Annotated in this window: 27 protein-coding genes; 6 read left to right on the top strand and 21 right to left on the bottom strand. The window is 53.5% G+C overall.

Annotation, left to right across the window (positions count from 1 at the left end):
* Window positions 1-112: 112 nt before the first annotated feature.
* The 8 genes from KCG48_RS09150 to KCG48_RS09115 all read right to left on the bottom strand — a co-directional run bounded on the left by KCG48_RS09150 (window position 113) and on the right by KCG48_RS09115 (window position 7,506).
* On the bottom strand, window positions 113-1,858 hold the full coding sequence (locus KCG48_RS09150; RefSeq protein ID WP_211801495.1) for a phosphoenolpyruvate carboxykinase: 1,746 nt from the start codon (window positions 1,856-1,858) through the stop codon (window positions 113-115).
* Between the two features lie 148 nt (window positions 1,859-2,006).
* Entirely contained in the window at window positions 2,007-3,653 is a 1,647-nt protein-coding gene (locus KCG48_RS09145; protein WP_211801494.1) for a cobalamin B12-binding domain-containing protein, read from the bottom strand.
* A gap of 11 nt (window positions 3,654-3,664) precedes the next feature.
* Entirely contained in the window at window positions 3,665-4,747 is a 1,083-nt protein-coding gene (locus KCG48_RS09140; RefSeq protein WP_211801493.1) for an NAD/NADP-dependent octopine/nopaline dehydrogenase family protein, read from the bottom strand.
* Window positions 4,748-4,972: 225 nt separating this feature from the next.
* Entirely contained in the window at window positions 4,973-5,656 is a 684-nt protein-coding gene (locus KCG48_RS09135) for a hypothetical protein (RefSeq protein ID WP_211801488.1), read from the bottom strand.
* Between the two features lie 88 nt (window positions 5,657-5,744).
* On the bottom strand, window positions 5,745-6,335 hold the full coding sequence (locus tag KCG48_RS09130; RefSeq protein ID WP_211801486.1) for a TetR/AcrR family transcriptional regulator: 591 nt from the start codon (window positions 6,333-6,335) through the stop codon (window positions 5,745-5,747).
* 40 nt (window positions 6,336-6,375) lie between these two features.
* A complete protein-coding gene (gene mgsA / locus KCG48_RS09125; RefSeq protein ID WP_211801484.1) occupies window positions 6,376-6,768 on the bottom strand; it encodes a methylglyoxal synthase in 393 nt (130 codons plus the stop codon).
* Between the two features lies 1 nt (window position 6,769).
* Entirely contained in the window at window positions 6,770-7,222 is a 453-nt protein-coding gene (locus KCG48_RS09120; protein WP_211801482.1) for a DUF2085 domain-containing protein, read from the bottom strand.
* Entirely contained in the window at window positions 7,135-7,506 is a 372-nt protein-coding gene (locus tag KCG48_RS09115) for a zinc-ribbon domain-containing protein (protein ID WP_211801480.1), read from the bottom strand. Before KCG48_RS09115 ends, KCG48_RS09120 begins: the two co-directional genes overlap by 88 nt.
* Window positions 7,507-7,702: 196 nt before the next feature.
* On the opposite strand from KCG48_RS09115, the gene KCG48_RS09110 reads away from it, so the two are divergent.
* Complete coding sequence (locus KCG48_RS09110) at window positions 7,703-8,542, top strand: aldo/keto reductase (RefSeq protein WP_211801479.1); 840 nt, start codon at window positions 7,703-7,705, stop codon at window positions 8,540-8,542.
* Between the two features lie 73 nt (window positions 8,543-8,615).
* Here the strand turns inward: KCG48_RS09110 and KCG48_RS09105 are convergent, their stop codons facing one another.
* Entirely contained in the window at window positions 8,616-8,999 is a 384-nt protein-coding gene (locus KCG48_RS09105; protein ID WP_211801478.1) for an arsenate-mycothiol transferase ArsC, read from the bottom strand.
* 27 nt (window positions 9,000-9,026) lie between these two features.
* The gene (locus KCG48_RS09100) at window positions 9,027-9,950 is read right to left on the bottom strand and encodes a tRNA 2-thiocytidine biosynthesis TtcA family protein (protein WP_211801567.1); all 924 of its coding nucleotides are present in this window, start codon (window positions 9,948-9,950) and stop codon (window positions 9,027-9,029) included.
* A gap of 207 nt (window positions 9,951-10,157) precedes the next feature.
* Between KCG48_RS09100 and KCG48_RS09095 the strand changes: the two genes are divergently transcribed.
* A complete protein-coding gene (locus KCG48_RS09095) occupies window positions 10,158-10,478 on the top strand; it encodes a putative heavy metal-binding protein (protein ID WP_211801476.1) in 321 nt (106 codons plus the stop codon).
* Between the two features lie 75 nt (window positions 10,479-10,553).
* Here the strand turns inward: KCG48_RS09095 and KCG48_RS09090 are convergent, their stop codons facing one another.
* Window positions 10,554-11,543, bottom strand: coding sequence for a D-2-hydroxyacid dehydrogenase (locus KCG48_RS09090; protein ID WP_211801474.1), 990 nt, complete (start codon window positions 11,541-11,543; stop codon window positions 10,554-10,556).
* An 85-nt stretch (window positions 11,544-11,628) separates the two neighbouring features.
* On the opposite strand from KCG48_RS09090, the gene KCG48_RS09085 reads away from it, so the two are divergent.
* Entirely contained in the window at window positions 11,629-12,567 is a 939-nt protein-coding gene (locus KCG48_RS09085; RefSeq protein WP_211801472.1) for a DMT family transporter, read from the top strand.
* A 71-nt stretch (window positions 12,568-12,638) separates the two neighbouring features.
* Here the strand turns inward: KCG48_RS09085 and dhaL are convergent, their stop codons facing one another.
* The 4 genes from dhaL to KCG48_RS09065 all read right to left on the bottom strand — a co-directional run bounded on the left by dhaL (window position 12,639) and on the right by KCG48_RS09065 (window position 17,339).
* Window positions 12,639-13,268 (bottom strand): dihydroxyacetone kinase subunit DhaL, encoded by a 630-nt coding sequence (dhaL, locus tag KCG48_RS09080; RefSeq protein ID WP_211801470.1) that lies wholly within the window; start codon window positions 13,266-13,268, stop codon window positions 12,639-12,641.
* 24 nt (window positions 13,269-13,292) lie between these two features.
* Entirely contained in the window at window positions 13,293-14,288 is a 996-nt protein-coding gene (gene dhaK, locus KCG48_RS09075; RefSeq protein ID WP_211801468.1) for a dihydroxyacetone kinase subunit DhaK, read from the bottom strand.
* Between the two features lie 229 nt (window positions 14,289-14,517).
* Window positions 14,518-16,089 (bottom strand): DEAD/DEAH box helicase, encoded by a 1,572-nt coding sequence (locus KCG48_RS09070; RefSeq protein ID WP_211801466.1) that lies wholly within the window; start codon window positions 16,087-16,089, stop codon window positions 14,518-14,520.
* 200 nt (window positions 16,090-16,289) lie between these two features.
* Window positions 16,290-17,339 carry a polysaccharide deacetylase family protein gene (locus KCG48_RS09065; protein WP_211801464.1) on the bottom strand — a complete coding sequence of 350 codons (1,050 nt, stop codon included), beginning with the start codon at window positions 17,337-17,339 and terminating at the stop codon, window positions 16,290-16,292.
* Window positions 17,340-17,512: 173 nt separating this feature from the next.
* Here KCG48_RS09065 and KCG48_RS09060 point away from each other — a divergent pair, with 173 nt between their 5' ends.
* Window positions 17,513-18,517, top strand: coding sequence for a lactonase family protein (locus KCG48_RS09060; RefSeq protein ID WP_211801462.1), 1,005 nt, complete (start codon window positions 17,513-17,515; stop codon window positions 18,515-18,517).
* Between the two features lie 68 nt (window positions 18,518-18,585).
* Here KCG48_RS09060 and KCG48_RS09055 read toward each other — a convergent pair whose 3' ends face one another.
* The 3 genes from KCG48_RS09055 to KCG48_RS09045 all read right to left on the bottom strand — a co-directional run bounded on the left by KCG48_RS09055 (window position 18,586) and on the right by KCG48_RS09045 (window position 22,189).
* Window positions 18,586-19,980 carry an NCS2 family permease gene (locus KCG48_RS09055; protein WP_211801460.1) on the bottom strand — a complete coding sequence of 465 codons (1,395 nt, stop codon included), beginning with the start codon at window positions 19,978-19,980 and terminating at the stop codon, window positions 18,586-18,588.
* A 383-nt stretch (window positions 19,981-20,363) separates the two neighbouring features.
* Window positions 20,364-21,815, bottom strand: a complete 1,452-nt coding sequence (gene gnd / locus KCG48_RS09050; protein ID WP_211801458.1) for a decarboxylating NADP(+)-dependent phosphogluconate dehydrogenase — start codon at window positions 21,813-21,815, stop codon at window positions 20,364-20,366.
* Between the two features lie 170 nt (window positions 21,816-21,985).
* Window positions 21,986-22,189: a helix-turn-helix domain-containing protein gene (locus KCG48_RS09045; RefSeq protein WP_211801455.1), complete on the bottom strand. Its 204-nt coding sequence runs from the start codon at window positions 22,187-22,189 to the stop codon at window positions 21,986-21,988.
* A gap of 295 nt (window positions 22,190-22,484) precedes the next feature.
* Here KCG48_RS09045 and KCG48_RS09040 point away from each other — a divergent pair, with 295 nt between their 5' ends.
* Window positions 22,485-22,838, top strand: coding sequence for a helix-turn-helix domain-containing protein (locus KCG48_RS09040; RefSeq protein ID WP_211801453.1), 354 nt, complete (start codon window positions 22,485-22,487; stop codon window positions 22,836-22,838).
* 44 nt (window positions 22,839-22,882) lie between these two features.
* On the opposite strand, the gene KCG48_RS09035 is transcribed toward KCG48_RS09040, so the two are convergent.
* The 3 genes from KCG48_RS09035 to KCG48_RS09025 are packed head-to-tail and all read right to left on the bottom strand — an operon-like array spanning window position 22,883 to window position 24,582.
* Window positions 22,883-23,878, bottom strand: a complete 996-nt coding sequence (locus tag KCG48_RS09035) for an aromatic acid exporter family protein (protein WP_211801451.1) — start codon at window positions 23,876-23,878, stop codon at window positions 22,883-22,885.
* Complete coding sequence (locus tag KCG48_RS09030) at window positions 23,879-24,370, bottom strand: MarR family winged helix-turn-helix transcriptional regulator (RefSeq protein ID WP_211801449.1); 492 nt, start codon at window positions 24,368-24,370, stop codon at window positions 23,879-23,881.
* Between the two features lie 56 nt (window positions 24,371-24,426).
* Window positions 24,427-24,582, bottom strand: a complete 156-nt coding sequence (locus tag KCG48_RS09025) for a hypothetical protein (RefSeq protein WP_211801447.1) — start codon at window positions 24,580-24,582, stop codon at window positions 24,427-24,429.
* A gap of 161 nt (window positions 24,583-24,743) precedes the next feature.
* On the opposite strand from KCG48_RS09025, the gene KCG48_RS09020 reads away from it, so the two are divergent.
* Window positions 24,744-25,625, top strand: coding sequence for a transporter substrate-binding domain-containing protein (locus tag KCG48_RS09020; protein ID WP_211801444.1), 882 nt, complete (start codon window positions 24,744-24,746; stop codon window positions 25,623-25,625).
* Window positions 25,626-25,669 lie beyond the last annotated feature (44 nt).

The following is a 25,669-nucleotide window of genomic DNA, read 5'->3' as shown; positions in this document are numbered from 1 at the left end:
TCCTCCTTTTATTGACTGATCATATCTATGGAGCGATGGTGCCCACCTAGCCGGACCCGAAAAAGAGGAGCATATCAAAGGTATGCTCCTCTTGGTCGTTTCTCGATTCTTTTTACAAGCTGGTGATCTGTTTGAAGAGCTCCATGGCCGCATCTTTGGGACCATCCTTCTCCAGTCCCCGGACGCCCAGCTGGGTGTAGATTTCGCCCACCTTGACGTTGGTGGCGAAGAGCTTCTCAAAATAGAGATCCAGGAGCTTATCCGTATCCTTCGCCTTTTGCAGGGGACCAAAGGGATTGGCAAAATAGGACTCTACGAGACCGCTTTCCGTGGTGGTGCCTTTGGCCATGCGTCGTCCCCCGCGGAAGACTTCCTTCGCGGTTTCGGGATCGGTGAAGTAGGATACGCCGGACTCCCCTTCCTTCAGCACACGGTAGTTGTTGGCATAGAGGAAGAGATCCACGGGATAGCCCTTCATGATTTCCTTGTAGGTGGCCACCGGCATCACCAGACGGGCATTGGTCTTGTCCGGATTCATGAAGATGGAGCGGTCAATTTCCTTGAAGGCGTAACCCTGATCCAGGTCATCCAGCCGGACGAAGGCCCCGATCTCCGTGCCGTAGGCCATAATGCGGCCGTCCTCCACGGCAAAGTAGCCCATATCGTCAAAGACGATGGTCATGTCGCTGATGTAGTCCTCGGAAAGGCTGCGCAGCGCCTCCAGAGACTCTGACTTGCCCGCGCCGGAGTCGCCCATGATCACCACATTGGCGGACTTTCCGTTCTTCATGTTGATGTTCACCATGGCCCCATGGATGGGCAGGTTCCCCCGCTTGATCATGATGAGGTTGTGGAGGGTCAGGGACATTTTCTTCATGTAGCCGAAATAGTCAATTTCTTCGCCATAGGGCACGAAGCCCAGCATGATGTCGTTCTTCACATCGTCATAGAAGACATTGCCCAGGGTCTCATCCCCGGATTTTGCCCCATAGAGATAGACGATGTCCGGTTTCTTCCCCACATACTCCTCTTCTCTTGCCATCTCAAAGAGGTTGGACAGGGAAATGCCGTGGGCCATGAGGTCCCGGTGGAAATAGAGGAAGGCCAGAAGCCCGCCCACTTTGGCGGGGTAGCAGAAGAAATGGTCTTTATTCAGGTAAGCGTCCTCCATGGGATGGGTTTTTGAGGCCTGGAAGATGCCGTCCCGGGTATTCTTTTTCGGGTAGGAGATAAAGGGAGAATCCATAACGATGGAGGTGATGAAGGGCACATCCTGAAGAATCTCATAGCCGTCGGGAATGGGCCAGGTGGCTTCCGTCAAGGTCACCCCGGCATTGGTTCCCGCCGGAACCTGACGGTAGACATTGGGCTCGATGAGCAGCACATTCTTCTCCACCTTGCGGTAGAGATCCAGAATGAGGTTGGTAAACTTGATGTTCGCTTCAATGAAGCTGGTTTGTGCCAACCCCTCCGTGGTGCTCTTGGCCTGGATAATGGAGTAACGCTCCAGTCTACGCCAGTAGCCGTAAAGATCCTCAATGACTGCCACAAACCAGTCCTTGTCCTTCAGGAGCCGGTCATACTGGGGCATGATCTTGGCCACTTCCTCCGCTTTGAAGAGCGTCAGGAGCTTGATCACCTCAATGAGCTGACTGGCGACTTCTTCTGCCGATTCCTCCCGGTACATGGCCGACAACGCTTTGTAGTTCCTCGTGTTTCGCTTGGCGATGGAGTCTAGATACGCTTCAATGACTCTTCGGAAGGCTTCCGATTCCAAAACCTTCTCATGGCTGTCGCAGTATTTGGCGGAAAAATTGATCATGGCCTTGCCGCTGCTCAGGGAAAATTCTTTTCTCATGGTAATCTCCTCTTTTGTTACAAGTTTTGTGGTTTGCTCTTTTAGTATACTTCAGCTTTTTCCGGTTTTAAAGGAAATTGTTCTTTCACTGTTCTTTTTTTACGAAAGAAAGGCTGCAGAAGCTCTGCAACCTTCGTCTGGCATTGTGTTACCTTCGGGATTCTCCCAAGTCGCGAACCCGCTGAATCCGGGTTCTTTCGTCCAAAATCGCCCCATCCTCATCCACCGTTACATGGTACCCGTTGTGGATTTCTGTTCGGAAATTCCCCTGGGCCACGGAGAAGCCCTTGAGGCCCGGCGCATCCAGAAGACCTTCCTTGATGGCCAGATAAATCACTTCCGGATCCGTCAGGGGATCCTTGGTGTCCTTGAGCTTTGCAATTTCCCCCAGGAGGTATCGGACTTCTTTTTTCAGCTCCTGGAGGCGATGGGCAAAGGCCGGATCCAGGGCCAGGCTTTCCAAAAGCCCCCGCTCGGCGATCTCCATGGATTTGTTCACGATGCGGACGCTCTCCAGAATTTCCCGGCTGGTAGCCCGTTTCACCGCTTCGCTGTAAGAGACCACATGGACGATGTCCGGTTTCAGGAAGGTGCCGTAGAACATGGTGGAGGCAATGAGCCCCTTGGCCTTGTCCATGTCGGCAGGATAGGCCAGAAGGCCTGTCCGTACCATGCGGATGATCCGGAAGGATTCATCTTCCAGCTCCCCCATGAGATCGATCTTGGCCTGCATCTTCGCCAGGTCCATTATGGGGGAAATGGACGGGGGATTGGCCAGCATGTACTGCATGACCATGTCCTTCACCCCCAGATGCTTGGCCACCTTGGCCGTAATATAGCTGATGGCCACTTCCACCACATCGGAGCAGTAGCGAAGGGCCCACTGGTGGGACTCGTTCATTTCCACGGGAACCCCCATCTGGGCATTGTATTGGATGGCTTCCATATTTTCTCTGATGGCCGTGAGAAGCTCTCGGTCGGAGCGGCGGTCCAGCTGACTGTACCAGGTGAGGGGGATGGCCGCCCAGGCATTGTTCAGGGTTTCCTTCAGCACGCGGGAAAAGGGAAGCATATCCCGGGTCCCCGAGTAGCACCGCATCATGGGGTAATTTCCCCGGCGGGTGGCCGCATACATGCGCCGAAGATCCTCCTCGGTGCGGATGGGCACGCCTCCGGCGCCGTCTTCCCCCCGGGGCATGGCTTCCTGGTGGTAGTAGTACTCCTGGCAGTTCTGATCCGGGGCCAGGGAGATGACATCCAGAAGCCGGCTCTCCGCCAGGATGCGGATATGCTCCTCCGTGTCCTCCAGGGTTTCCAGCCCAATGTGGTGCCGGATGATGGGAAAGGGCTTTTTCCATTCAATGCGCTCCCGGAGGGTCTGGGGCGGGATCCCCTCTTCTTCCTCTCCCCGCTCCATGCTGCGCAGGTAGATGAGGCTTTCCGCCTCTTCTTCCGTTCCGTCAAAGACCTTACGGATATAGCTGAACTTCCGGGCGGCCTCGGCCGTTTCCACGGTGCCCCCGAAGATGAACACCAGATCCTGAAAATTCTGCTCCATCATGATCCTCTCCAGCTCCCGGAGAAGATACTCCGCCCCTTCCTTGGAGAGACGGTAGCTCAGGGCCACCACGTGGGGCTGGAACTCGATGATTCCCCCCACCAGTTCCCGCAGGGGCACGGCAGAGCCCAAATACTCCACCTCATAACCCTCCTTCCGGGCCAGAACACTGAAATTATAGATTCCTGCGGCATGGACACAGTTTCCGATGGATGCCACAATCATTTTCTTCTTCATCGTACCCTCCTTTAGGTCAGCAGGATATCCTCCACTCGAACACCCTTCATGAGATCCTTGTAGTCAAAATGAAGTTTCTCCGCAGTGCGGCCCGTGGCCCGAAAATCCGTCTTCAGAAGCAGATTCGCCAGATCGATGACAGCACGGGTATGGGTCATGGCCAGTCCCAGATCCTTCCCCATGCTTTCCAGGGGGACCAGCCCGTAGGGGACATCTTCCAAGAGATACCGGTACGACAGGGTTCGGGGAGCAAGGATGGTCTCATAGGAAGGATTCTTCTGAATGCATTCATAAAGAGTGTCTTCCTGAAGCCCATAGGAAATATTCATCCACTCCAGCACGGAGACCACGGGATGATTTAGCGCTCGAGCCACAGCCTGGCGCTCTCGGTCCAGCTCCTCGATGAAGGCGGTGATGGTGGGCGAGATCCCCTCCCGGTAATACTTGAAGTCGTGGTCCGATTCCACCCACCCGGCGTTGAGCACCATGGGGGCGCAGTGGAGAACCATTCCCACATTGCCGATGGAGGTTTCCACCATGCTTTTTGCCGGTTTATAGAATTTGTTCAGCTCATCGGGAATCCGCAGCAAAAGCTCCGGAAGGTTCACCCCTTCAAAGGTTGAAATCAGCACATCCCGCTTCAGGGCAAGGATGTTTACGCTGGTTTGGCTGAGCTTTCGGCAGGTGTAGATGATGGTCTGGGTTTCCAGGATACTGACATTCTCCTCATTGCCCATCTTCACTAGCTCATCCTTGAAATCCACCGCGCCGAAGGTTCTTCCGGGATTGAGGATGACGATGTGGTCTTTCCCCAAGTAAGGCGCCATGAGTCTGGCCAAATCCCCGTGGGAGGTGGCCGGAGTGGTCACCAGAATGATCTTTGACCACTTCAAAACGTCCGCCATATTCGTCGTCACCAGGTCCAGGTCAAAATCCCCCACGAGCACGCCAGTGGTGGTGATTTTCCGTGTTTTCTTCAGTTCGCTCACCGGTTCTTCGCTCCGGTTCCATAAACGGATCCGGTGCCCCATGAACCGAAGATGTGCGGCCATGGCCAGTCCAGAATTTCCAGCACCGATGATGGCAACTTTCATGGTCTTTCCCCCTCGCTTTATTATTCTCAAATTCAACTGTCGATTTATCCCGTGAAAACAAATGTCCTTCATTGAAATAGAAGTAAATTCATTATACTAAAAACGAGGTTTACCGTATGTAAACATTAACAGAATTTACAGAATCTTATCATTATGCTCACATCTTAAACGAAGAAAAACCAGCGACTTCCTCCAATAAGAAGAAGCGCTGGTTGATTCTGCTTTTTACAAGGCTGGGACCTGGTGGTTTTTTTGCGCCTGCAGGTACTCCCGAAACCCCATCCAGACCACCCAAACATACGCCAGGGTTTTGGGGATCATGAGAATTCCCACCAGGGGATACCGGTCAGCCCAGAGAACCACGGGGACATAGAAGAGGAAGGAGAGGAAAATGGCCAGGCCCATGGGGCGAAAGGCCGCATCCTCTTTTTCCTTCGCTCCTTTCCAGGCCAGGATCATGACCAGGATCCCCATGGCGGCAAAGGGAAGATTTCGAAGGATTCCCCAAAGGAGGGGTCCTTCCGCATCGGTCCAGCGGTTCTGGGGCATGAGGCACAGTCCGAAGCGAAGGAGCCCAAAGAGCCCCATGGCCCAGTCCCATCCCCGGTTTTTCTTCCCGTAGCGCTGGCTCAGAATCCGATAGAGCACCAGATAGAAGATGGTCATGGTGAGGGAGGTGATAAACTTCCCCCGTCCTAAAGCCACCGCATGATTCGCCAGACCATCCGTCATGAGGGCGTAGGCCCGGGGAACCAGATGGAAGGCATCGCCAGCCCCCAGGATGAGGGCCATGAGGCCAAAGGACCAGGATGGGCTTTTTCGGGGATTATTTCGAAGTAGAAGAAGACCTGCGGTGATCACCGAGGTCAGATAAAGCACATCGAAGAGGGTTTCCATGATTGCTTGCATAAGATCACTCCTGATTTTTAATATGAACATTGTTCACGGAAGGAGAAAAAGAAAAATCATGCAAGGGGTATGATTTTTCAAAAGGTCCTTAAGGCCGGGAAACAATCCGGTCCAGAACTTCCAGCAGCATAGTGATCTTCTCTTTCCGCCGCAGGGCGCCCATGAGGTTTTGAAAGAGAAAGGTGCCAAAGGCTTCCTTGGTGAAGGTCTCCGTCCAGGGATAGGCATCCAGGGCCGCATCGCCCTCCATGAGCCGAAGAATCCGCTGTCGGATCTTCTCGTCATAGCTGCCCATGCGGGCACGGCCGGCATCCCGGTCAGGCCACTTTAAAAGCGCCATGTCCTCTAGCCAGTTGGAGCGGTATTCCGTCAGACGTTTTTCCAGCACCGTATAGACGGCCATGAGCCGGTGCTGAAAATCCTGGCTCAGAAGTTCCTCCACAGACACGTCCGAAAAAGCTTCCTCCCAGAAATCCTCCACCACATCAAAAAGAAGTTCGGCTTTGGAGGGGAAATAGTTGTACACCGTCCCCACGGCAATGTCGGCTTTCAGGGCCACCGCCCGTATACTCACCGCCGCAACGCCCTCTTCCCGGGCGATGGCTTTGGCGGCATCCAGGATCCGCGCTTTGTAGTTCAGGACTTCCATCGGTTTTCCTCCGTCATGAACACTGTTCATCGTCAGTATAATCCTCCTCCGTCCATTTGTCCATCTTTTTTTATCGGACTTCCGGCCGACCGTCCACCAGACGGTGGAGATAGGACACCATGATCTCCGCAGAGGTGATGTTCGTGGCGATGGGAATCTTATGGACATCGCAAAGGCGAAGGAGCGCCTGGACATCCGGTTCATGGGGCTGGGCTGTGAGGGGATCCCGAAGGAAGATGACAAAACGAATCCGTCCTTCGGCGATCATGGCGCCGATCTGCTGATCGCCGCCAATGGGGCCGGACTGAAGACGGTGGACCTTCAGTCCCGCTTCGTCGATGAGCTTCTTTCCTGTGGTCCCTGTGGCGTAAAGATTGAACTGATCCAGGACGGTCTTGTGTTTTTGGGCAAAGAGAACCAGGTCGTCTTTCATGTTGTCGTGGGCTATCATGGCTCCATTCATGTTAAATTCCTCCATTTATTCGTATTGATCGGCCCAGCTGGTAGCCGTGGTTCACCACCCGGGTCAGGATGAAAACCAAAGCGATGCCAAAAAGGATTCCCGTGACCAGGCGCCGACCGTTTTTGCTTTCATAAGGGGTGTAGAGCTGAAGAAATCCATCCGCCGTCAGGGGAATCATCATTCCCAGTTCCAGCCAAAGACTTCTTCCCGGAAAAAGGAAGAGTCCCAGAAGACCGATCCCGTAGCCCGCCAGGATTCCCGTGCACCGGGCACAGAGGGGAAGGGGCTTTCCCCGAAAGAAAAATGACCGGTCCGGGCGCCCATGGCAGTGAAATGCCAGAGCCAAAAGCTTTTGGCCGGTCACGGCTAAAAGCTCTCGCCGGCGGAAGCCAGCCCCGCCAGGATGGCGATAACCCAGAAGATTCCCGTGATCACCAGACCGCCGATGGTCCATCCGCATACGGACTTCGCTTTTCTCGGATACTTGTCCCGCCAGACCAGATAGAGTACGATGCCCACCAAAGGAATACAGCAGGCAGCGATTCCCGCGAGGGTATCCGCTTCATCCCGCACTTCCCGGGGCTCGGCATACTCCCGTTCCCTTCGGGGCGCACCGTATTCATTCCTCCGGGGAACCTCCCCCTCTTCCGCCATGCCGGCTCCGGGCATGGGCGCTCCGCAATGATAGCAGACTTTGTTCTCGTCCCCGTTTCTCACGCCGCATTTACTGCAATACATTCTACCCCTCCATATTTTCCATATCTTCGCTTACCCGAATTATACCATATCCCTAGCGGGATTCCCTCCTCCTTTGCCGGCTCCTCCCAAGGATTTTTCAATCTGTACCGTCTTGGGAAACAGCTGTCTGCATATTAACCCTTCGTTCATGTTTTTTCGGTATAATAGGCTTATCGATAATTTAGGAGGTTGTATCATGACGAATATTCCCCTTTGGACGCTGAATAACGGTTTGACCATTCCCAGCCTGGGCTTTGGCGTCTTTAAAGTTACCGAAGGCGAGCAGGTATACCAGGCTGTGCGGGAAGCCCTGAAAGTGGGTTACCGCCTCATTGACACCGCCGCCATCTACGGCAACGAGGAAGGCGTGGGCCGCGCCCTGCGCGACAGCGGCATTCCTCGGGAAGAGATCTTCCTCACCACCAAGCTCTGGAATACGGATCAGGGGGATGAAGCCACGGTTCGAAAGGCCTTTGAGACCAGCCTCAAAAAGCTGGATACCGATTATGTGGATCTTTATCTCATCCACTGGCCCGGCAAGGACAAGTTCGTGGAGTCCTACAAGACCCTGGAGAAGCTTCTCGCCGAGAAGAAGACCCGGTCCATTGGCGTCTGCAATTTCCATGTGCACCACCTGGAGACGCTCCTTTCCGAATGCACCGTGGTCCCGGCTATGAACCAGATTGAGCTCCACCCGCTCATGAACCAGGAGGAAATCCGCACCTACTGCAAAGCCAAGGGAATTCAGGTGGAAGCCTGGGGACCGCTCATGCAGGGAAAAGGCGATCTGGAAGCCCCCGTCTTTGTGGAACTGGGGAAGAAATACGGAAAAACTCCCGCCCAGGTGATCCTGCGCTGGCATTTCCAGAACGGTGTGCTGGCCATCCCGAAATCTGTCACCCCCTCTCGCATTAAAGAAAATCTGGAGATTTTCGACTTCGAGCTCAGCGATGAGGATATGGGCCGCATCAATGGCCACAATGAAAACCGCCGCTTAAGCTCCAATCCGGACACCATGATGAACGGATTCATCTAGCCTCGTACAGCAAAAAGGTCCTGGTTTCAAAAACCAGGACCTTTTTTTCAGGAATAATTCTTTTTTACTGGGCTTACTGCATTTCCAGATACAGCTTCTTCAGCTCTTCCTTCAGCTGATTCTTGGCTTCCCGGTAAACTTCCACGCCCTGGCCCTGGGGATTCGGGATGAAGTCCCACTCGATGACCTTATTGGCGAAGACCAAAGGGCATCCCCCTTCATCGCAGCCCACTACCACGGCGTAGTCCAGATCAAAGTCCAGATCAAAGAGCGTCTTGAGGGCGATGCCCTCCAGGCTCAGCTCATCCTCTTCCAGTACCGCCAATGCTTCCGGATTCGCCGTTTCTTCCAGGCTACCTGCCGCAGAAATCTCCGCTTCGGGGAAAAACTCCCGGGCCACCGCTGCTGCCAGCTGGGCGCGGATACTGCTTCCATTGCACACAAATGCCATTTTCATGAACATACACTCCTCTTTGTCTTTATTTTATTCTTCTTCCGGCTGATCCGTGGCTGCCGCTTGGCCCTCCGGTGTCACGGCCAGGGTTTCCGCGTCGTAGAAATCCAGATAGGAATGCTTCCCCGTGCCGTCCACCCAGCCGAGGACCCCATCCATGTGGATATTTTCCTGGGCGCGGAAGATGCACTTGTCCACGTCCTTGTTCTTTTTCTTCAGTTCTTTGATCATTTCCCGGATCTCGTAACGCTTGTTGCCGATCTTCTTCGCCGCCACCATGCAGGCACAGTTCAGGGGCCAGATGCCGGCATTCTGAATCCAGTTCTTGATATGGTCCTCCTCCACCAGGTAGAGGGGACGGATGATCTCCATGTTCTCGAAGTTATCCGACTTCAGCTTGGGCAGCATGGTTTTGAAGCTCCCCGCATAGAGGATATTCAGCATGGAGGTTTCGATGACATCATTGAAATGGTGGCCCAGCGCCAGCTTGTTGCAGCCCAGATCCTGGGCGAACTGGTAAAGGGAACCCCGTCTCATCTTCGCGCACATGTAGCAGGGATAATCCTGGGCGATTTTATCGATGACGGTGAAGATTCCGGAATCATAAATTTTCACCGGAATGTTCAGGTACGCACAGTTCTCCTCCAGGAGCTTCCGAATCTCCGGATGGTAGCCCGGGTCCATGGCAATGAACTCCACCTCGAATTTCTGCTGGGGGTGCTTTTGCAGCTCCTGGAATAGCTTCGCCAGGATCAGGCTGTCCTTTCCTCCGGAAATGGCCACGGCGATTTTATCGCCGTCCTGGATCAGCTGGTACTCCGTAATCCCCTTGATGAACTTTCCCCAGATGTCGCGTTTATAGGTCGTCGTAATGCTTCTTTCAATATCGCGGAGGCTCTTCCTCTCGCTGAACGGTACCAGGATCTCGCATCCTTCTCCCGCAATACTCATGATCATACACCTCAATTTGTGTGATTCTTTGCTGATTTTTCAGCACTACTAGAGTACCACGTTTTCCTTGGATGATCTATGCTCTTTTCAAAAACCCCTTCTCCGCCTTGCGAAAATGGAGCGCCTTCGGGTTAAAATTAAATTAAATTGCCCCTATTCCCGCGAAAGGAGATCTATAATGAAGCTAACAGAAATGAAGGAGGAATGGACATGATTATCACCACCACCAATTCTATTGAAGGAAAAACCATCACCACCTATAAGGGCATCGTCTTCGGCGAGGTCATCACGGGCATCAACTTCATCAAGGACTTCACCGCAGGATTATCCGACTTTTTTGGCGGCCGCTCCAAAACCTACGAGAGCGAACTCATTGAAGCGCGGATCAACGCCCTCCGGGAACTGGAGGAACGAGCCTATAACCTGGGCGCCAACGCCGTGGTTGGGGTAAAAATCGACTATGAGACCCTGGGACAGTCCAACGGCATGCTCATGGTCACCGCCAGCGGCACTGCCGTCATCGTTCAGTAAGTATACCTTTAAGCATATCTAGAGATTCCGCATGGACCTTTCGTTGGAAAAACGAAAGGTCCGTGCGGTTTTTTCTTAATAGCCTTCCTCCAGATCCACAAGATTCTCCAAGGGTTCTCCTCGCTCATAATGGCCGATGTTCCGGACGAGGAAATCCACGGTCCGATCCGTGTGCCGATCGCTGAATCCCCCGATGTGGGGGGTGAGAATCAGGTTCTCCAGATCCCAAAGGGGACTGTCCTCGGGAAGGGGTTCTTTGCTAAAGACGTCCAGCCCCGCCCCCCGGAACCACTTTTCCTGAAGGGCCCGAAGGAGCGCCGCTTCTTCCACTAAGGGACCCCGGGCGGCATTGATGAGCACCGCCGTGGGCTTCAGGAGCCTCAGCTCCTTTTCCCCCAGCATCCCTCGGGTACTGGGGGTTAATGGGGCGAGGAGGACCACATAGTCCGCTTCCCCCAAAGAAACCTCCAGCTGGTCCAAAGGACGTACCTCGTCATAATCCGGCAGGGCTTCGGGATGGCGTTTGAGCCCCACCACCTTCATGTCGAAGGCTTTGGCTTTCTTCGCCAAAAGCTGGCCGATGCTGCCGGCCCCCACAATCAGCAGGGTTTTTTCCGTCAGCTCCTCCAGGGGATAATCCACCTGCCACCGTCTTTCCTTCTGGTGGCGGATGCATTCCATGAGGGGGCGGGAAAAGGCCAGGACCATCCCCATGATCTGATCGGACATCTGAGGGGCATGGGTCCCCCGGGTGTTGGTCAGGAGGATTCCCCTTTTGGCGATCTCCGCCAGCGGATACGTGTTCACCCCGGCACTGAAGGACTGAATCCAGCGAAGATTCGGAAGTAGATCCAGATCCTCCGCCTTCAGGCGCCACCGGGGAATGATGGCCGTGACTTCATCCAGGCGCTCGCCCAGGTCCAGAAGACTTTCCACATCGACAATCTCGGCTCCGGTTCTTCTTCGGAGCTCATCGGCTTTTTCCCGGGACAGGACATCCCGGGGCATTTGGTTGACAATCATCTCTTCCACCTCTTTCTTCGGCGTTTTTTGAAAACTGTTCAAAATCCGCCATGGTTCTCCTCTTGGGGTATAAGGTCTATGTGCTATAATAACCATAGTTAATCTGATTATGCAAGGAGGAACTTTTATGCCAAACGAACAGCGAAAGGCGTATCTGGCTGCCCTGGGTTTTTCCCTCATCATAGGCTTTTCCTTTCTGGCGTCCAAGATTGCGCTACGAAGCGCCTCACCGGCGGACATTCTCAGCTACCGGTTCTTCTTTGCCTTTTTTGCCCTCCTTCTGGTGCTCCTTTTACGCCCCTCGAGGCTGGGGCTGCACAAAAAGGATCTTCTTCGAATCCTGCCCCTATCGCTCTTCTATCCCCTAGGATTCTTCTCTCTGCAGCTCCTGGGTCTCCAGAAGGTCTCCTCGGCCCAGGCTGCCATCATCCAGGCCTCCATTCCCTTTTTGACCCTGGTTCTGGCCACCGTGTTTCTAAAGGAAAAGTCTTCCGGACGCCAGCGATTCTTCATGGCCCTTTCCCTCAGCGGGGTCCTTCTCATCGCCCTCTGGACTCAAAAGGGAAAGATTGCAGAAAGCCCCTGGGGAATGGTGCTGCTCTTTCTCTCCGCCATCGCTTCCGCCAGCAACATGGTCCTCATCCGGAAATTCTCCCGGCGGTACTCGGCTTTCTCCCTGGCTGCTCTGGCCATCTTCTCCGGGTTTCTTGTCTTTGGTGCAGCCAGCCTCGGGGAGCATCTTTACCAGGGGACTCTGGCGAGCTATTTTTCCCCGCTCCAGGATTGGCCGTTTCTCCTCTCGGTGATTTTTCTGGGGATTTTTTCCACTTTAGGTACTGCGCTGCTCTCCAACTACGCCCTCACTCGCATGGAAGCCTCCCGCATGAGCATCTTTCAGCACCTGTCCACGGTGATTTCCATTCTGGCGGGGATCCTCTTCCTGGACGAAACCCTGAGCCCCGTTCAGGTTCTGGGCGCCGTTCTCATCGTGGCCGGGGTCATGGGCACTCAGAAGCGAACGCGCTCCTTCGGCGCCGATCCTGCGGGATCCCTAAAGAAGGACTGATCTCCCTCTTCCTTATAATATGGCGGAAAAAATCAAGGGCAAGACGACGGTCTTGCCCTTTTTGGTGTTTTTTAGCGGGAACAGGTTTCTGCGATAGTCTTAAGGATCACATAAGAAGACATGGCTCCCGGATCCTCATGGCCGATGCTTCGGTCACCCAGATAGGATGCCCGCCCTTTGGTGGCCCGGATGGTCTTGGTGAAGGCTACGCCTTCCTCGGCGGCTTTCACCGCGCGGTTCAGGGCCTCCTCCGGAGCTGTGCCTTCGTCCAAAGCGGCTTTCAGCGCATCCAGCGCTGGCTCCAGGGCATCCACCATGGTTTTTTCACCACGGACAGCTTTCCCTCGGCTCTTCACCCCGTCCAGGGCAGACTCCAGCATGGCGGTGAAATCCGCCAGTCCTATTTCTTCTTTTCCCGCCACAACTTTGGAGGCATTCAGGAATGCGGTTCCATAGAGGGGACCGGCTGCTCCGCCCACTTTGGAGATCAGCGCCATGCCCACGGCTTTGAGGATGTCGCTGGGTGTCTGGAAGCTGCCGCTTTCAAGCTTTTCCCGGGCAGCACCAAAACCCTTGGCCATATTGAGTCCATGGTCTCCGTCTCCGATCGCTGCGTCAAGCTGCGTCAAATACAGCTTTTTTTCTTCAATGATGTCACTGATGGCCATGATGACATCGAAAACCTTATCCTTGTTTGCCATGGCAATGTCCTCCTTAATCTGCGGTTACAGGCTCTTAAATGCGGGGGTGTCTGCGGGAGCGTCGAAGAGTTCCTTCAGTTCCTCATCCAGCTTCAGCAAGGTAACGGAGAATCCAGCCATTTCCAGGGAGGTCATGAACTCGCCCACCAGGGACTTGTAGACCTTGATGCCCTTGGAAGCCAGGATCTCGTGGACACGCTTGTTGACAATATAGAGTTCCATGAGCGGTGTGGAAGCTAGGCCGTTGACCAGAACCACTACCTCGCCGCCGGTGTAGTCCAGATCCTCCAGGATCTTGCCCACCAGGTGGTCGACCATTTCGTCTGCAGTCTTCAGGGCTTCGCGATGGGTTCCCGGTTCGCCGTGGATGCCCATGCCCACTTCCATCTCATTTTCAGCTAAGGTAAAGTTCGGTTTTCCTGCAGCAGGAACGATGCAGGGGGTAAGAGCCAGGCCCATGGAACGGACATTGGCGATGACCTTTTCGGCGACGCGCTTCACTTCAGGAAGCTCTGCTCCCGTTTCAGCCTTGGCGCCAGTGATCTTGTGGACGAGGACGGTGCCGGCGATGCCGCGGCGTCCGGTGGTCCAGGTGGAATTCTCCACGGCCACGTCATCATTGACGACCACATAGTCAACCTTGATGTCATCGGCTTCGGCCATTTCCTTGGCCATTTCAAAGTTCATGATGTCGCCGGTGTAGTTCTTCACGATGAGAAGAACGCCCTTGGGTCCGGCTACAGCCTTAACAGCCTCATAAACCTGATCGGGGGTGGGTGAGGTAAAGACGGCTCCGGCAACGGCGCCATCGAGCATTCCGGTTCCCACAAATCCGCCGTGGGAAGGTTCATGTCCGGAACCTCCTCCGCTGACGAGGGCAACTTTTCCTTCGATGGGGGAGTTCTTGCGGACCAAAACCTCAAAGCCTTCCAGTCTTCTGATATGATCGGGATGGGCTAATACCATACCCTGCAGCAGTTCGTCAACGACATTGTTCGGATTGTTGATGACCTTTTTCATGACTACCTCCTCATTTTTCAGAAATGAACAGCGCAACAAACAGAACACTATTCTCTCAACCACTCTAAAACTCTGGAGAATAACTTTCATTCTTAATTTTGAAACGAATCGTTTACATTGTCAATTGATACTTAGTAAATATTTAGTTAATTCACACATTGAAATCAATCTTTCTTATAATTTCCCATGAAAAAAGGACCGGGGATTTCTCCCGGGTCCTCAATTGGTCTTATTTGCGGCGCTTAGCGGCCACTTCGAATTTGGCTTTCCGTCCGGAAAGCTTCACGCCGTTGCAGTGCTTGGCGATGATGTCTTCCTGACCGGCCAGTACATCCACAAAGCTGAACTTCGTGAGGATGTCGATGGTGCCGATGACATCGGGCTTTACGCCGGAGTTGGTGGTGATGAAGTCAATGAGCTTCTTGGGGGTGAGCTTGTCCATGGATCCCACGGTGATAAAGAGACGGACGAATTTCTTCGGCGTATCCAGCTTGTTCACCTTGTAGTCAAAGCTGAGCTCATCCTTGTAGAGCATGTTCATCAGCGCTGCGGCAATGTCTTCCACATTAAAGGTTTCCTTCATTTCCTCGATGACGGGATAGAAGGTCTTGTACTTATTGGTGGAGAGCTCGGCGGTGATCTTGTCCTTGAAGGTGTTGTTCTTCGCTTTGAAGATTTCCTCCAGGGTGGGGATTTCCTTGCGCTCGATGGTGCTCTTGGTCACGCGCTCGATCTGCTTCATGAAGGACAGTTCGCGGCCGTTGACCAGGGAGTAGGCGATACCCTGACGGTTCGCTCTTCCCGTTCTGCCGATGCGGTGAACATAGGACTCAATATCCTGGGGAAGATCATAGTTTACCACATGGGAAAGATTGTCGATGTCGATGCCTCGGGCTGCCACGTCGGTGGCCACCAGGAACTTGAGCTTTCTGTCCTTGAATTTCTTCAAGGTGGCGATGCGCACATTCTGGGTCATATCGCCGTGCATACCAGCGGCGTTGTAACCTCGGGCAGAAAGATTGTCCACCAGTTCATCCACGCCACGCTTGGTTCGGCAGAAGATCAGGACAGATTCCATATCTTCCGCATCCATGACACGGCAGAGGGTTTCAAAGCGATACTGCTCCCGAACTTCGTAGTAGCTCTGGGCCACGGTGGAAACCGTCATGGATTTCACGGCCACCTTGATATGGACGCGGTCTTCCTTCATGTATTTGCGGGACAGACGCTTGTATTCCTCAGGCATGGTGGCGGAGAAAAGCATGGTCTGCTTCTCCGGATTGGTGCCGGCCATGATGGTCTCAATGTCTTCCACGAATCCCATGTTCAGCATTTCATCGGCCTCATCGAGAATCAGGAAATCCACCTGGTCCAGCTTCAGCACCTTGCGTTCCATCAGGTCGATGACGCGTCCCGGTGTTCCCACGACGATATCGATGCCCCGGCGCAGCGCCCGGACCTGCATCTCAATGCTGGAACCGCCGTATACAGCCAGCTGACGGACGCGGGAGAACTTGGCAATCCGTTCAATCTCCTCGCTGACCTGGATGGCCAGTTCCCGGGTAGGAGCCAGAATGATGGCGGAGACCGCATCTTTCTTTTGGAGCATGCTCAGCATGGGCGCCGCGAAAGCCAGCGTCTTTCCCGTTCCCGTCTGCGCCTGGCCGATGACATCCTTGCCTTCCAGAATTACCGGGATAACTTCTTCCTGAATATCGGAAGGAGTCTCATACCCCATGGCGGCAATCGCCTTCTGCACGTCTTCGCTCAAACCCAAATCAATAAATCTTTTTTCTTCCATATTTACCTCGTTTTCATTTATTTTCAAATGCAAATTCCCATAAAAAAACCTCGCAGTAGTGCTGCAAGGTGATGAATAACAAATTGCAAGTTTTTTACTATCCTAAACCACTGATGTATTATAACACCAAAAAGCTCCAAAGGCAATGTGTTTCAAGCATTTTGAAAAAAATTGTCATTTTCTTCGCTGCAATCGATTCCTTATTCCAGAATTCCGAAATGGTAACCTTCCGCCTGGAGGCGTTGGATCACCGCCTGGAGATACTCCGGCGTGACACTCTTGGAGTCATGCATGAGAATTACGGCCACATCGGGCTCCCGGTTATTCATCAGCGTGTCCATGACATACTGCACCGTGGCTGCCGTATCCCCTGGTCTTCGGCTGGCTGGCTCCGCATCGCCGGAGATGGAGTTCCAGTCCATGTCCACCACACCCAGGTGAAGAAGCTTCTCCCGCGCCGGGGCGATATTTTTCCAGCTTCCGGAACCGCCGGGGAACCGAAAAACTTTCGACTCAAAGCCGTCGCCCAACAGGGATTTCATCAGAGCCAGGGTTTTCTGATACTCCTGGACAATCCGGTCAGGATCCGCCACCTTGTTGGGATACAGGACCTTATAGTCATGGGAATAGCTGTGGGTACCCAAAGCATGGCCTTCTTTGATGTACCGCTCCAAAATGGCCTGATCCGGAAAGCGCTCCAGGGTGATGCCGGGAATGAAGAAGGTGGCCGGGACATGGAGGGCCTTCAGGATATCGAGCACTGGGGCGGTGATCTTCGTGGGCCCATCATCAAAGGTCAGGAAGGCGATCTTCTCTCCCGTGTAGGGCACATAACCCTTCATCCAGTTTCGCACATCCTGGGTTTTGTAGGCATAGGCCGAAGCTCGGAGGGAATGGTTGGTTCCTGTCTTCAGCTGATCTTCATCCACGGGGGGAGGAAGATCAGGCTCGCCCTCTGGGCTGGCATCTGGAGTCTCTGGTTTTTCTAAAGTTTCCGGTGGCGGCAGTTCGCCAGAGCTTTCCGGCGTTTCCGGAATAGGCGTTTCTGCTGGAGTTTCCGCTGGGGTCTCCGGCATATGTGCTCCCGTATCCACTGGAGTTTCTTGAGGCGGTGGTGTCGTCTGTCCATTCTGCAGCCAGTATAGCCCGTATCCTCCACCCAAAAGAAGAAGAAGAGCCAGAAGACCTGCCAGAATGCGGTTACGCCGGACCCCTTTACGGCGGTCACGAAACAGTTCTCTTCGTGCCATGGCCTTCTCCTCCCTTCTTCCATTGATACCTTTATTCTACGCGGGAGGGGACGAGGAGGATTGACATTTCGGTTACTTCCCCCCTTTTTGGAGCGGAATTCATCGTCCGTTCTCAATCTTCCCCTCCATAATTTGGTATGATAGGGGTGAATGAATACGAAGGAGGAATCGGCATGAATTACTACCGAGGATTTATCGGATCGTACACCCGGAAGAGCAGCAAAGGCATTCGCGCCTTCCGATTCAATGATGAGGAGTTTGTGGTGGAAGATTTCTTTCCCGTGGAGGAACCCAGTTATCTTCTCCTCAGTAAAGACGGAGAAACCCTCTACAGCGCCATGAAAGACGGTGATGCCGCCGGCGTGCTGTCCCTGAATCTCTCCAGCGGTGAGAGCAAGAAGCTCACCTTCCCCGGGGAGCGAACCCCCTGCCACCTGGCCTGGTCCGAAAACGCCCTCCTGGCCAGTAACTACCACCAGGGTCGCTTTGATGTGTACGAGACGGCGGAGGGGATGATCACGGATCGCCTGCATTCTTTCCAGCATACAGGCCGGGGTCCCGTGGAAGGGCGGCAGGACAGCTCCCATATCCACTTCGCCCAGAAGAATCCCTATAACGCGGATATCCTGGTCTGCGATCTGGGAACGGATCTTCTCCATATCTACCGGCAGGAACCCGCCTTCGAAAAGGTATCGGAAGTGCTCCTTCCGCCGGGCAGCGGTCCCCGCCATCTGGTTTTCCACGGCAAAGCCCCCGTGGTCTATGTCTTCTCCGAACTCACCTCGGAGATCTTCACCCTGGACTTCAGCCAGGGGGATTACCGCATGAAACAGGCCATCGCCACCCTTCCCGAGGACTTCCAGGGGGAAAATACCGGAGCCGCCATTCGAATCACCCCGGATAACCGCTTCCTCTATGTATCCAATCGGGGCCACGATAGCCTGTCGGTTTTTGAGATCAAGGAAAACCACCAGCTCCGTCTGGTAGAGATCCTCTCCACGGAAGGAGATCATCCCCGGGATTTCAATCTCACCCCCGACGGCGCTTTCCTCCTTGTGGGCAACATGAACTCCAATACCCTCACTCTCTTTAAGCGGGACCGGGAAACGGGAAAGCTGCAGCTGCTGAAAAAGGATCTGTGGACCCCGGAACCCACCTGTATCCTCTTCCAGCCGTAATTTTGCAGAAGAAAAATGCACCACCAGAAATGGGGTGCATTTTCTTATGGGTTTATTGTATCTGTGGGTTAAACCACAGCGGTGAGAACAAAGGAAAGGATAAAGAGCACGGTGATGATGTACATGATGGGATGAACCTTGTTGCCCTTCTTGTCCAGGATCATGGCGATGGAATAGAAGAGGAATCCGAAGGCAATTCCGTTGGTGATAGAGTAGGAGAAGCCCATGAAGGCCAGCACCAGGAATGCAGGGATGGCAACGGTCAGGTCGCCCCACTCAATGTTCTTCAGGCCTTCTGCCATGAAGATACCCACGACGATGAGGGCAGGAGCAGTGGCTGCACCCGGAACCATGAGGGCAACGGGCGCCAGGAAGAGGGAGATCAGGAAGAGTACGCCGGTGGTCAGGGAAGCCAGACCGGTCTTTGCGCCCTGGGCAATACCCGCAGCACTTTCCACATAGGTGGTGGTGTTGGAGGTACCCAGAAGAGCTCCGATGGAGGTGGCCGTAGCATCGGCGAAGAGAGCTCTTTCCATCTTGGTGCTCAGTCCCTTGGAATGTTCCACGGACTTAGCGTCATCTTCGGTGAAGATCCCGGACTTTCTGCCGGCACCCAGGAAGGTTCCGATGGTGTCGAAAGTATCGGTGAGGGAGAAGGCGAAGACGGTGGTCAGGGTGATGAAGAGCTTATCCCCGGAGAAGAGACCATTAAAGTCCAGCTTCAGGAAAGTCGGTGCCAGGCTGGGGATCTTGAACATATCTGCCGTCAGCGCTGGAATCTGGGTAACATTGAAGGCAATACCAATGATGGTGGTGGATACAATTCCGATGAGGATGGCACTCTTCACCTTCTTCAGGAGAAGAACCACGGTGATGAGAAGTCCAATAAGGGCCACCTGGGAAACAGGATCCGTGAAGTCAGCCAGGGCAGGAACGATGTTCTTGAAAATTCCGCCGCCGCCTTCAGTGCTGACCATGAGGTTATAAGCTTCGCCTGTGAAGGTGAGGAAGTGAGCTTCCTTCAGGCCGATGTAGGCGATGAACAAACCAATACCGCCGCTGATGGCGTACTGGAGGGATTCGGGAATCGCCTGAACGATCATCTTACGAATCTTGGTCACGGTGATGAAGATGTTGATGAGTCCGCAGATGAAGACCAGAGCCAGGGCCTGCTGCCAGCTGTAACCTAGCCCGAATACTACGGTGAAGGTGAAGAAGGCATTAAGTCCCATGCCAGGAGCCACGGCAAAGGGCACATTGGCCACGAAAGCCATGATAAAGGTTCCGATGGCCGCAGCCAGGATCGTCGCAGTGAATACGGCTCCGGAAGGTACTCCAGCAAGGCCCAGAATCTGGGGATTGACGAAGATGATATACGCCATGGTAAGGAAGGTGGTGAATCCGCCGAGAACTTCGGTTCTCACATTGGTGCCATGTTCCTTAAGCTTGAAGAATTTTTCCATTTTACACCTCGTATAATTTTTCGATAAGTACATGCTTATTTTATCCGAATGATATTCTCATTGCAAGTCTTTTTCATTCGCAATTTGAAACTTTTGCACATTCCTTAAGTGTAAACGGTGATATCGCCTTTTTCGTCCTCTCTTCGCGTGATTATCCGGTAACATTCGTAAATCCTCGCACCATCCACAGGCTCCATGTTGATAATGTTCGCAATTTAACGGATGAGTTCAATGCTTCACCTTTAGCTTTTCATTTTATTCCAATAGCTTAAAATCCCATATATTTCGTGCTTTGCAGAAAATATCTTTCGTACTTTTTTCAGCCTTCGTCCACAACAGCCAAATAAAAGACCCCCGCCGCAGCGGAGGCCTGAACTCTCAAGTTATATCTTGTAGATGGTGGATGCGGTATTGCCGCCTTCTCCAGACCAGTCGTGGTGGAAGAACTCTCCCCGGGCCTTGTCCGTGCGCTCAAACATATGGGCACCGAAATAGTCCCGCTGGGCCTGAAGAAGATTGGCCGGAAGATTTTCCGTGTGATATCCGTCATAGTAGGACAAGGCAGCCCCCATGGCCGGGAGCGCCACGCCGTGGGTCACCCCCAGCACCATGACCTCCCGAAGTCCCTTCACAGCTTCCACCAGAGCATCATGGAAGAAGCTGTCCAGCATGAGATTCTGCAGTGCGGGGTTTGTATCGTAGGCCTTTCGGATCTCATCGAGGAAGGCTGAACGGATAATGCATCCACCGCGCCAGATGGAGGCGATTTCTCCGAGATTCAGCTCCCAGTGGTAATGGGCGGAAGCGGCCTTCAGCAGGGAGAAGCCCTGGGCGTAGGAGATGACCTTTGCAGCATAAAGGGCCTTTTCCAGGGCCTTCAGGGCCTTTCCCGTTTCCGGAGTCTCCCCTTCAGGACGGGTAACCCCCTTGGAGGCCTCCACTCGTTCTTCCTTCATGGAAGAGAGAATTCGGGCATAAACCGCTTCGGTGATAAGGGAGACCGGCTGGCCTTCCTCCAAAGCGGAGATGACCGTCCATTTTCCTGTACCCTTTTGCATGGCCGTATCCAGAATACGGTTCACCAGATACCCGCCATCGGCTTCTTTTTCCCCCAGGATTTCCGCGGTGATTTCCACCAGGTAACTCTTCAGGGACCCTTCATTCCAGGCGGAGAAGACCTCGGCCATTTTTGCATTATCGATTTTCAGCACATCCCGCATGATGGCGTAGGTTTCGCTGATGAGCTGCATATCGCCGTACTCAATGCCGTTATGGATGGTTTTCACATAGTGTCCGGCTCCGCCGTTTCCGATCCAGGTGGTGCAGGCTTCATCGCCATGGACCCCCGCCTTGGCCGAGATGGCCCGGAAGATTTCCTCAATCTCCGGCCACGCTTCCCGGGAGCCTCCCGGCATGAGGGAAGGCCCGTATAACGCCCCCAGCTCCCCGCCGGATACGCCGGAACCCACATAGCGGATCCCCTTTTCCTGGAGAGCATGGACTCTGCGCTCCGTATCCTCATAGTTAGAGTTTCCGCCATCGATGAGGATGTCTCCCTCCTCCAGATGAGGAAGAAGCACGTCAATGGTGGCATCCACCGTGGTTCCCGCCTTGATCATGAGCATGATCTTCCGGGGCTTCTTCAGGGATGCCGCGAACTCCTCCACCGTCTCTGCGGGCAGAAAGTTCTTCCCCTTTCCTTTTCCTTCCATAAAGTCCCGGATGACCTCCGTCGTCCGGTTCATGATGGACACGGTGTATCCCTTGGATTCCATATTCCGGGCGAGATTTTCACCCATGACGCGGAATCCGTATATTCCAATATCACCTAACATAGTAACCTCCCACGGGCAGTCTTCCTGCCCCAACCATTATGCATTTGCATTACCCTTATTATCCGGTGAATGACTTTGCATTTCAAGTCCACGGCTTTCTCTTCACGCTTTGTTCACAGGAAAGGCGGCCGAGGTAATCTCCCGGCCGTCTTTGAACTTCTCTTTTCGTCTTACTCCGTGTCCTTCAGCAGTTCGATGTAGTGGATGTCCAGTCCCTGGGCAATCTTCCTCAACGTCTTAATGGACGGATTGGTCCGTCCGATCTCCATGTCGGACAGGTAGGTGTTGGATATCCCCACCTTCTCTCCCAGTTCCTTCTGGGTAATGTTCTTCTTCTTTCGCTCTCTTCTGATATTTTCTCCAATGGTTGCCAATGGTCCCTTTGCCGGACAAGCCTCCTGCCGGCTCCCCCTCTCCTCTAATCATTCAGCGCAGGATGCGCTGTTTTCCCAGGACGCATCCCTTGAATCCCTCATTTCTCCCGACTTTCGTCCAAAGGGTGAAACGGCGGGATCACCTTCCTCCGTTAGCTCAATTATACGTTAATATCGAAATTCTTCAATAATTTTACGTTGATATCGAAATATATAGGTTTGTTTTTTGGATTTCATTCCTTAATTCCGTAAATATTGATAAACTACAACTGTGTACGGAATGAGGGGGAAAGCCATGGATATTGGAGAAAAGCTCAAGAAAGTTCGGAAAATCCGGAAATATCGGCTGAAAGATCTGGCAGAGAAGACCAATCTTTCCATCTCCTATCTCAGCGATATCGAGAACGGCCGCAGCACACCGCCGCTGCAGACCCTTCAGATCCTTTGTGAAACCCTGGATATCCCCATGTATGAACTCTTTCGGGAGATCGAACCCATGCTGGTGAAGGAAACCGCCCGCAATCAGGAACTCTACGCTTTGCTGGAGGACTTCAACGAATGGGATGAGGGAGACAAGAATGAACTCCTCAGTTACCTCCGGGCCAAGCGCTCCGCCCGGAAGGAAACCCCGGACAAAGCCGAAAAATAGTATAAGAAAAGCTGAAGGAAGCTTCCCCAAAAAGCTCCTTCAGCTTATTTTTTTATCCAAAACCGAACTTTTTCTTCCTCACTCAAGGAGGCGGCAAACTCCCGCTTCAGCGCCAGAAGGATCTGCAGGTCCCGCACATACTGATAGAGGGATGATCGATTTTCAAACTCCTCCCGGGTTTTGGGCAGTTCCTGCCCCCGGAAGATATCCAGATAACCCTCCAGATCCTCCAAAAGCTCCTGGGCCGTGTTCAGCTCATGGAACTGATACGCCACCAGCTCCGTGAGGGACGCCACCAAACGGTTTTGCTCATAGTACTTGCTGATCCGGGAAAAGTGGCTGCGCATCTGCTTCAGCACTTCCGCCTGGCGGATCCGCATCTCCATGTATTTAATATAGTAGGTATAGCTTCGGGTGAGGGAATTGGAATAGAGCCGCTGGGCCCGCTCATACCCGCCCTTCAGGGCCTGGTCCAGCTCCACAAAAAGCTTTTCCTCATTCACCGCCACGGACTGGGTCATCATGGAGGAGGCCAGTTCCCGCAGAATGGCCTTCATGAGATTCTCCACCCGCTGCTGATCCTGGCGGATCTCCTTTTCCACACTGGGCATGTGGAGATTGAAGATCAGCGCAATCCCTGCCCCAATGAAGAGAATGCCGTACTCATTGAGAAGCAGCGGCAGCGCCACCGACTTTTCCAGAAGGAGGTGGGTCACGAGGACAGAGCTGGGGACGATGCCGTCATGGAGCCGAAGCCTCGCTGCCGCCGGGATGAAAAAAAGCAGATAGAGCCCGTAGGTCCAGGGACTGTACCCAAAGAGGGTGAAGACCGCGGCCGCCGTGAACAGCGCCAGGGTGGTGGAGCTTAGGCGCTGAATGGCCAGCTCCAGAGATTTCTTTTTTGTATTTTGAACACTGAGTACCGTGATGACGCCGGCGGAAACGGCATACTGAAGCCCCAGGGCTTGGGCGAAAAAGATCGCCAGCGCCGCACCCACCGCCGTTTTCAATACCCGGTACCCAAAGAATGGTTTTCGCATTTAGTCTTCCCTCCGCTGCATTTTCTTCATGAGCCGAACCAGTTCTTCCTTTTCCTCTTCCTCAAGACTCTCCAGCTCTTCCCGGAGAATCTCCAGGTGCTTGGGAAATACCCGCTCAATGATCTCCCGTCCCTTCGGGGTGAGCCGAAGGCTGTAGGATCGGCGGTCGCCCACAGTGTCCATTTTTTCCACATAGCCATCCTTCAGGAGATTCCCGATGACCACGGTCATGTTCCCCGCCGTGGACAGGATCTTTTCCGTGATGTCGCAAACCCGCATCTCCCCTTTATGGTAAAGAATCTCCAGCACCATGAACTGGGAGGAGGTGAGGCCATAGCTTTTCATATTCTTCATGGTGTTTCGATTCAGGGCAGCCACGCCGCGGCTCAGGGAAATCACCACCTTCAGATTTAAGTTGTTTTCGGGGCCGTAATCGCGGCGGGTGTCCTCTCTTGGAGAAAGGGGATCTCGCTCGTCTCTGGAGTTTGCCATGGTGAACCTCCTTTTTTCCGGGATCCTCACCTGTGGGATCCTTTTTTTCTTTACTTTCATCTTATCATAAGGAAGTCCTTCTGCCACCCCGGGATCCTTTCTTCCAGTTTTCCCGCTTCCACCAAAACGATTTCAATATTTATGCATGATTCATGAATAAATGAATATTCCTTTTCCCCGAATCCTTTTAACCTCACATCGATAATCCCCACGAAGAAATGAGGAAATTAAAGCTTCTCGCCCAAACTTTTGTATGTTAACGCCTACATCACGGAAAATCGACGCTGAATATGAACAAATCTTGAATTTCCCTATTGCATAAACATGTAAGATTATGTATTATTATGAGCAACGAAAGATTTGGAGGAAGATCATGAAAAACAATGGATGGAAAAAAATAACTGCCCTGGCTCTGATGGCCGTATCCCTCATCGCGTTCACCGCCTGCGGACAAAAAGCTGCCCCTGCCCAGACTCCTGCGGAAACCGCCGTGGAAACCCCCGCCCAGACCCCCGCGGAAGCCCCCACTCCCCTGGAAGCCTTAAAGGCCAAGGGCACCCTGGTCCTGGGCACCAGCGCCGATTATCCCCCCTATGAATTCCACGCCGTCATTAACGGCCAGGATGAGATCGTCGGATTCGACATTGAAATCGGCAAGAAGATCGCCGAGGAACTGGGTCTGGAACTGGTCATTAAAGACATGAAGTTCGACGGACTCCTGGCCGCCCTCGATCAGGGCACCATCGATATCATCATCGCCGGCATGTCCCCCACTCCGGAGAGAGCTGAAAATGTGGACTTCTCCAACATTTACTACGAATCCACCCAGACCATCGTGGTGAAAGCTGCCGACAAGGACAGCTATGTGGATGCTGCCAGCCTGGCAGGAAAGAGACTGGGCGTGCAGAAGGGTGCCATTCAGGAAACAATCGCCGCCGAACAGTTCCCCGATGCGGAAGCTGTAGCCCTGGGCAAGGTCACTGACCTGATCATCGCCCTCACCAGCGGAAGAATTGACGCCGCCATCATTGAACTTCCCGTAGCCAAGAGTGCTGTAAAAGCCAACCCTGAACTCTTCGTCTCCGCCATCGATGTGCCGGAAGACAGCAAAGGAACCGCCATTGCCCTGAAGAAGAACAGCGGAGACTACCTGGATGCCGTCAATGCCATCTTGAAGAAGCTGGGCGAAGAAGGACTCATCGAGAAGTTCGTTGCGGAAGCCACCGAGCTTGCCGATCAGCAGCTGGAACAATAATTACCCTTCAGGCGTAGTCAGGCAAGTCCTGACTATTCCTGTTT

The organism is Proteiniclasticum sediminis (assembly GCF_018128025.1).
Classification (GTDB): Bacteria; Bacillota; Clostridia; order Clostridiales; family Clostridiaceae; genus Proteiniclasticum; species Proteiniclasticum sediminis.
The sequence above is the reverse complement of the archived record's forward strand: the minus strand, read 5'-3'. Positions and strand labels throughout refer to the sequence as shown.

Excerpts from the sequence above, each read along its gene's own strand:
- KCG48_RS09095 (WP_211801476.1), top strand. The coding sequence starts at position 10,158 with ATGATTATCACCACCACCAATTCTATTGAAGGAAAAACCATCACCACC.
- KCG48_RS09140 (WP_211801493.1), bottom strand. The coding sequence starts at position 4,747 with ATGAAAGTTGCCATCATCGGTGCTGGAAATTCTGGACTGGCCATGGCC.
- KCG48_RS09040 (WP_211801453.1), top strand. The coding sequence starts at position 22,485 with ATGGATATTGGAGAAAAGCTCAAGAAAGTTCGGAAAATCCGGAAATAT.
- dhaL (WP_211801470.1), bottom strand. The coding sequence starts at position 13,268 with ATGGCAAACAAGGATAAGGTTTTCGATGTCATCATGGCCATCAGTGAC.
- dhaK (WP_211801468.1), bottom strand. The coding sequence starts at position 14,288 with ATGAAAAAGGTCATCAACAATCCGAACAATGTCGTTGACGAACTGCTG.
- KCG48_RS09030 (WP_211801449.1), bottom strand. The coding sequence starts at position 24,370 with ATGGCAAACTCCAGAGACGAGCGAGATCCCCTTTCTCCAAGAGAGGAC.
- mgsA (WP_211801484.1), bottom strand. The coding sequence starts at position 6,768 with ATGAATGGAGCCATGATAGCCCACGACAACATGAAAGACGACCTGGTT.
- KCG48_RS09060 (WP_211801462.1), top strand. The coding sequence starts at position 17,513 with ATGAATTACTACCGAGGATTTATCGGATCGTACACCCGGAAGAGCAGC.
- KCG48_RS09065 (WP_211801464.1), bottom strand. The coding sequence starts at position 17,339 with ATGGCACGAAGAGAACTGTTTCGTGACCGCCGTAAAGGGGTCCGGCGT.
- KCG48_RS09120 (WP_211801482.1), bottom strand. The coding sequence starts at position 7,222 with ATGGACCATCGGCGGTCTGGTGATCACGGGAATCTTCTGGGTTATCGC.
- KCG48_RS09130 (WP_211801486.1), bottom strand. The coding sequence starts at position 6,335 with ATGAACAGTGTTCATGACGGAGGAAAACCGATGGAAGTCCTGAACTAC.
- KCG48_RS09105 (WP_211801478.1), bottom strand. The coding sequence starts at position 8,999 with ATGAAAATGGCATTTGTGTGCAATGGAAGCAGTATCCGCGCCCAGCTG.
- KCG48_RS09145 (WP_211801494.1), bottom strand. The coding sequence starts at position 3,653 with ATGAAGAAGAAAATGATTGTGGCATCCATCGGAAACTGTGTCCATGCC.
- KCG48_RS09110 (WP_211801479.1), top strand. The coding sequence starts at position 7,703 with ATGACGAATATTCCCCTTTGGACGCTGAATAACGGTTTGACCATTCCC.
- KCG48_RS09020 (WP_211801444.1), top strand. The coding sequence starts at position 24,744 with ATGAAAAACAATGGATGGAAAAAAATAACTGCCCTGGCTCTGATGGCC.
- KCG48_RS09035 (WP_211801451.1), bottom strand. The coding sequence starts at position 23,878 with ATGCGAAAACCATTCTTTGGGTACCGGGTATTGAAAACGGCGGTGGGT.
- KCG48_RS09070 (WP_211801466.1), bottom strand. The coding sequence starts at position 16,089 with ATGGAAGAAAAAAGATTTATTGATTTGGGTTTGAGCGAAGACGTGCAG.
- KCG48_RS09055 (WP_211801460.1), bottom strand. The coding sequence starts at position 19,980 with ATGGAAAAATTCTTCAAGCTTAAGGAACATGGCACCAATGTGAGAACC.
- KCG48_RS09115 (WP_211801480.1), bottom strand. The coding sequence starts at position 7,506 with ATGTATTGCAGTAAATGCGGCGTGAGAAACGGGGACGAGAACAAAGTC.
- gnd (WP_211801458.1), bottom strand. The coding sequence starts at position 21,815 with ATGTTAGGTGATATTGGAATATACGGATTCCGCGTCATGGGTGAAAAT.
- KCG48_RS09150 (WP_211801495.1), bottom strand. The coding sequence starts at position 1,858 with ATGAGAAAAGAATTTTCCCTGAGCAGCGGCAAGGCCATGATCAATTTT.
- KCG48_RS09085 (WP_211801472.1), top strand. The coding sequence starts at position 11,629 with ATGCCAAACGAACAGCGAAAGGCGTATCTGGCTGCCCTGGGTTTTTCC.
- KCG48_RS09135 (WP_211801488.1), bottom strand. The coding sequence starts at position 5,656 with ATGCAAGCAATCATGGAAACCCTCTTCGATGTGCTTTATCTGACCTCG.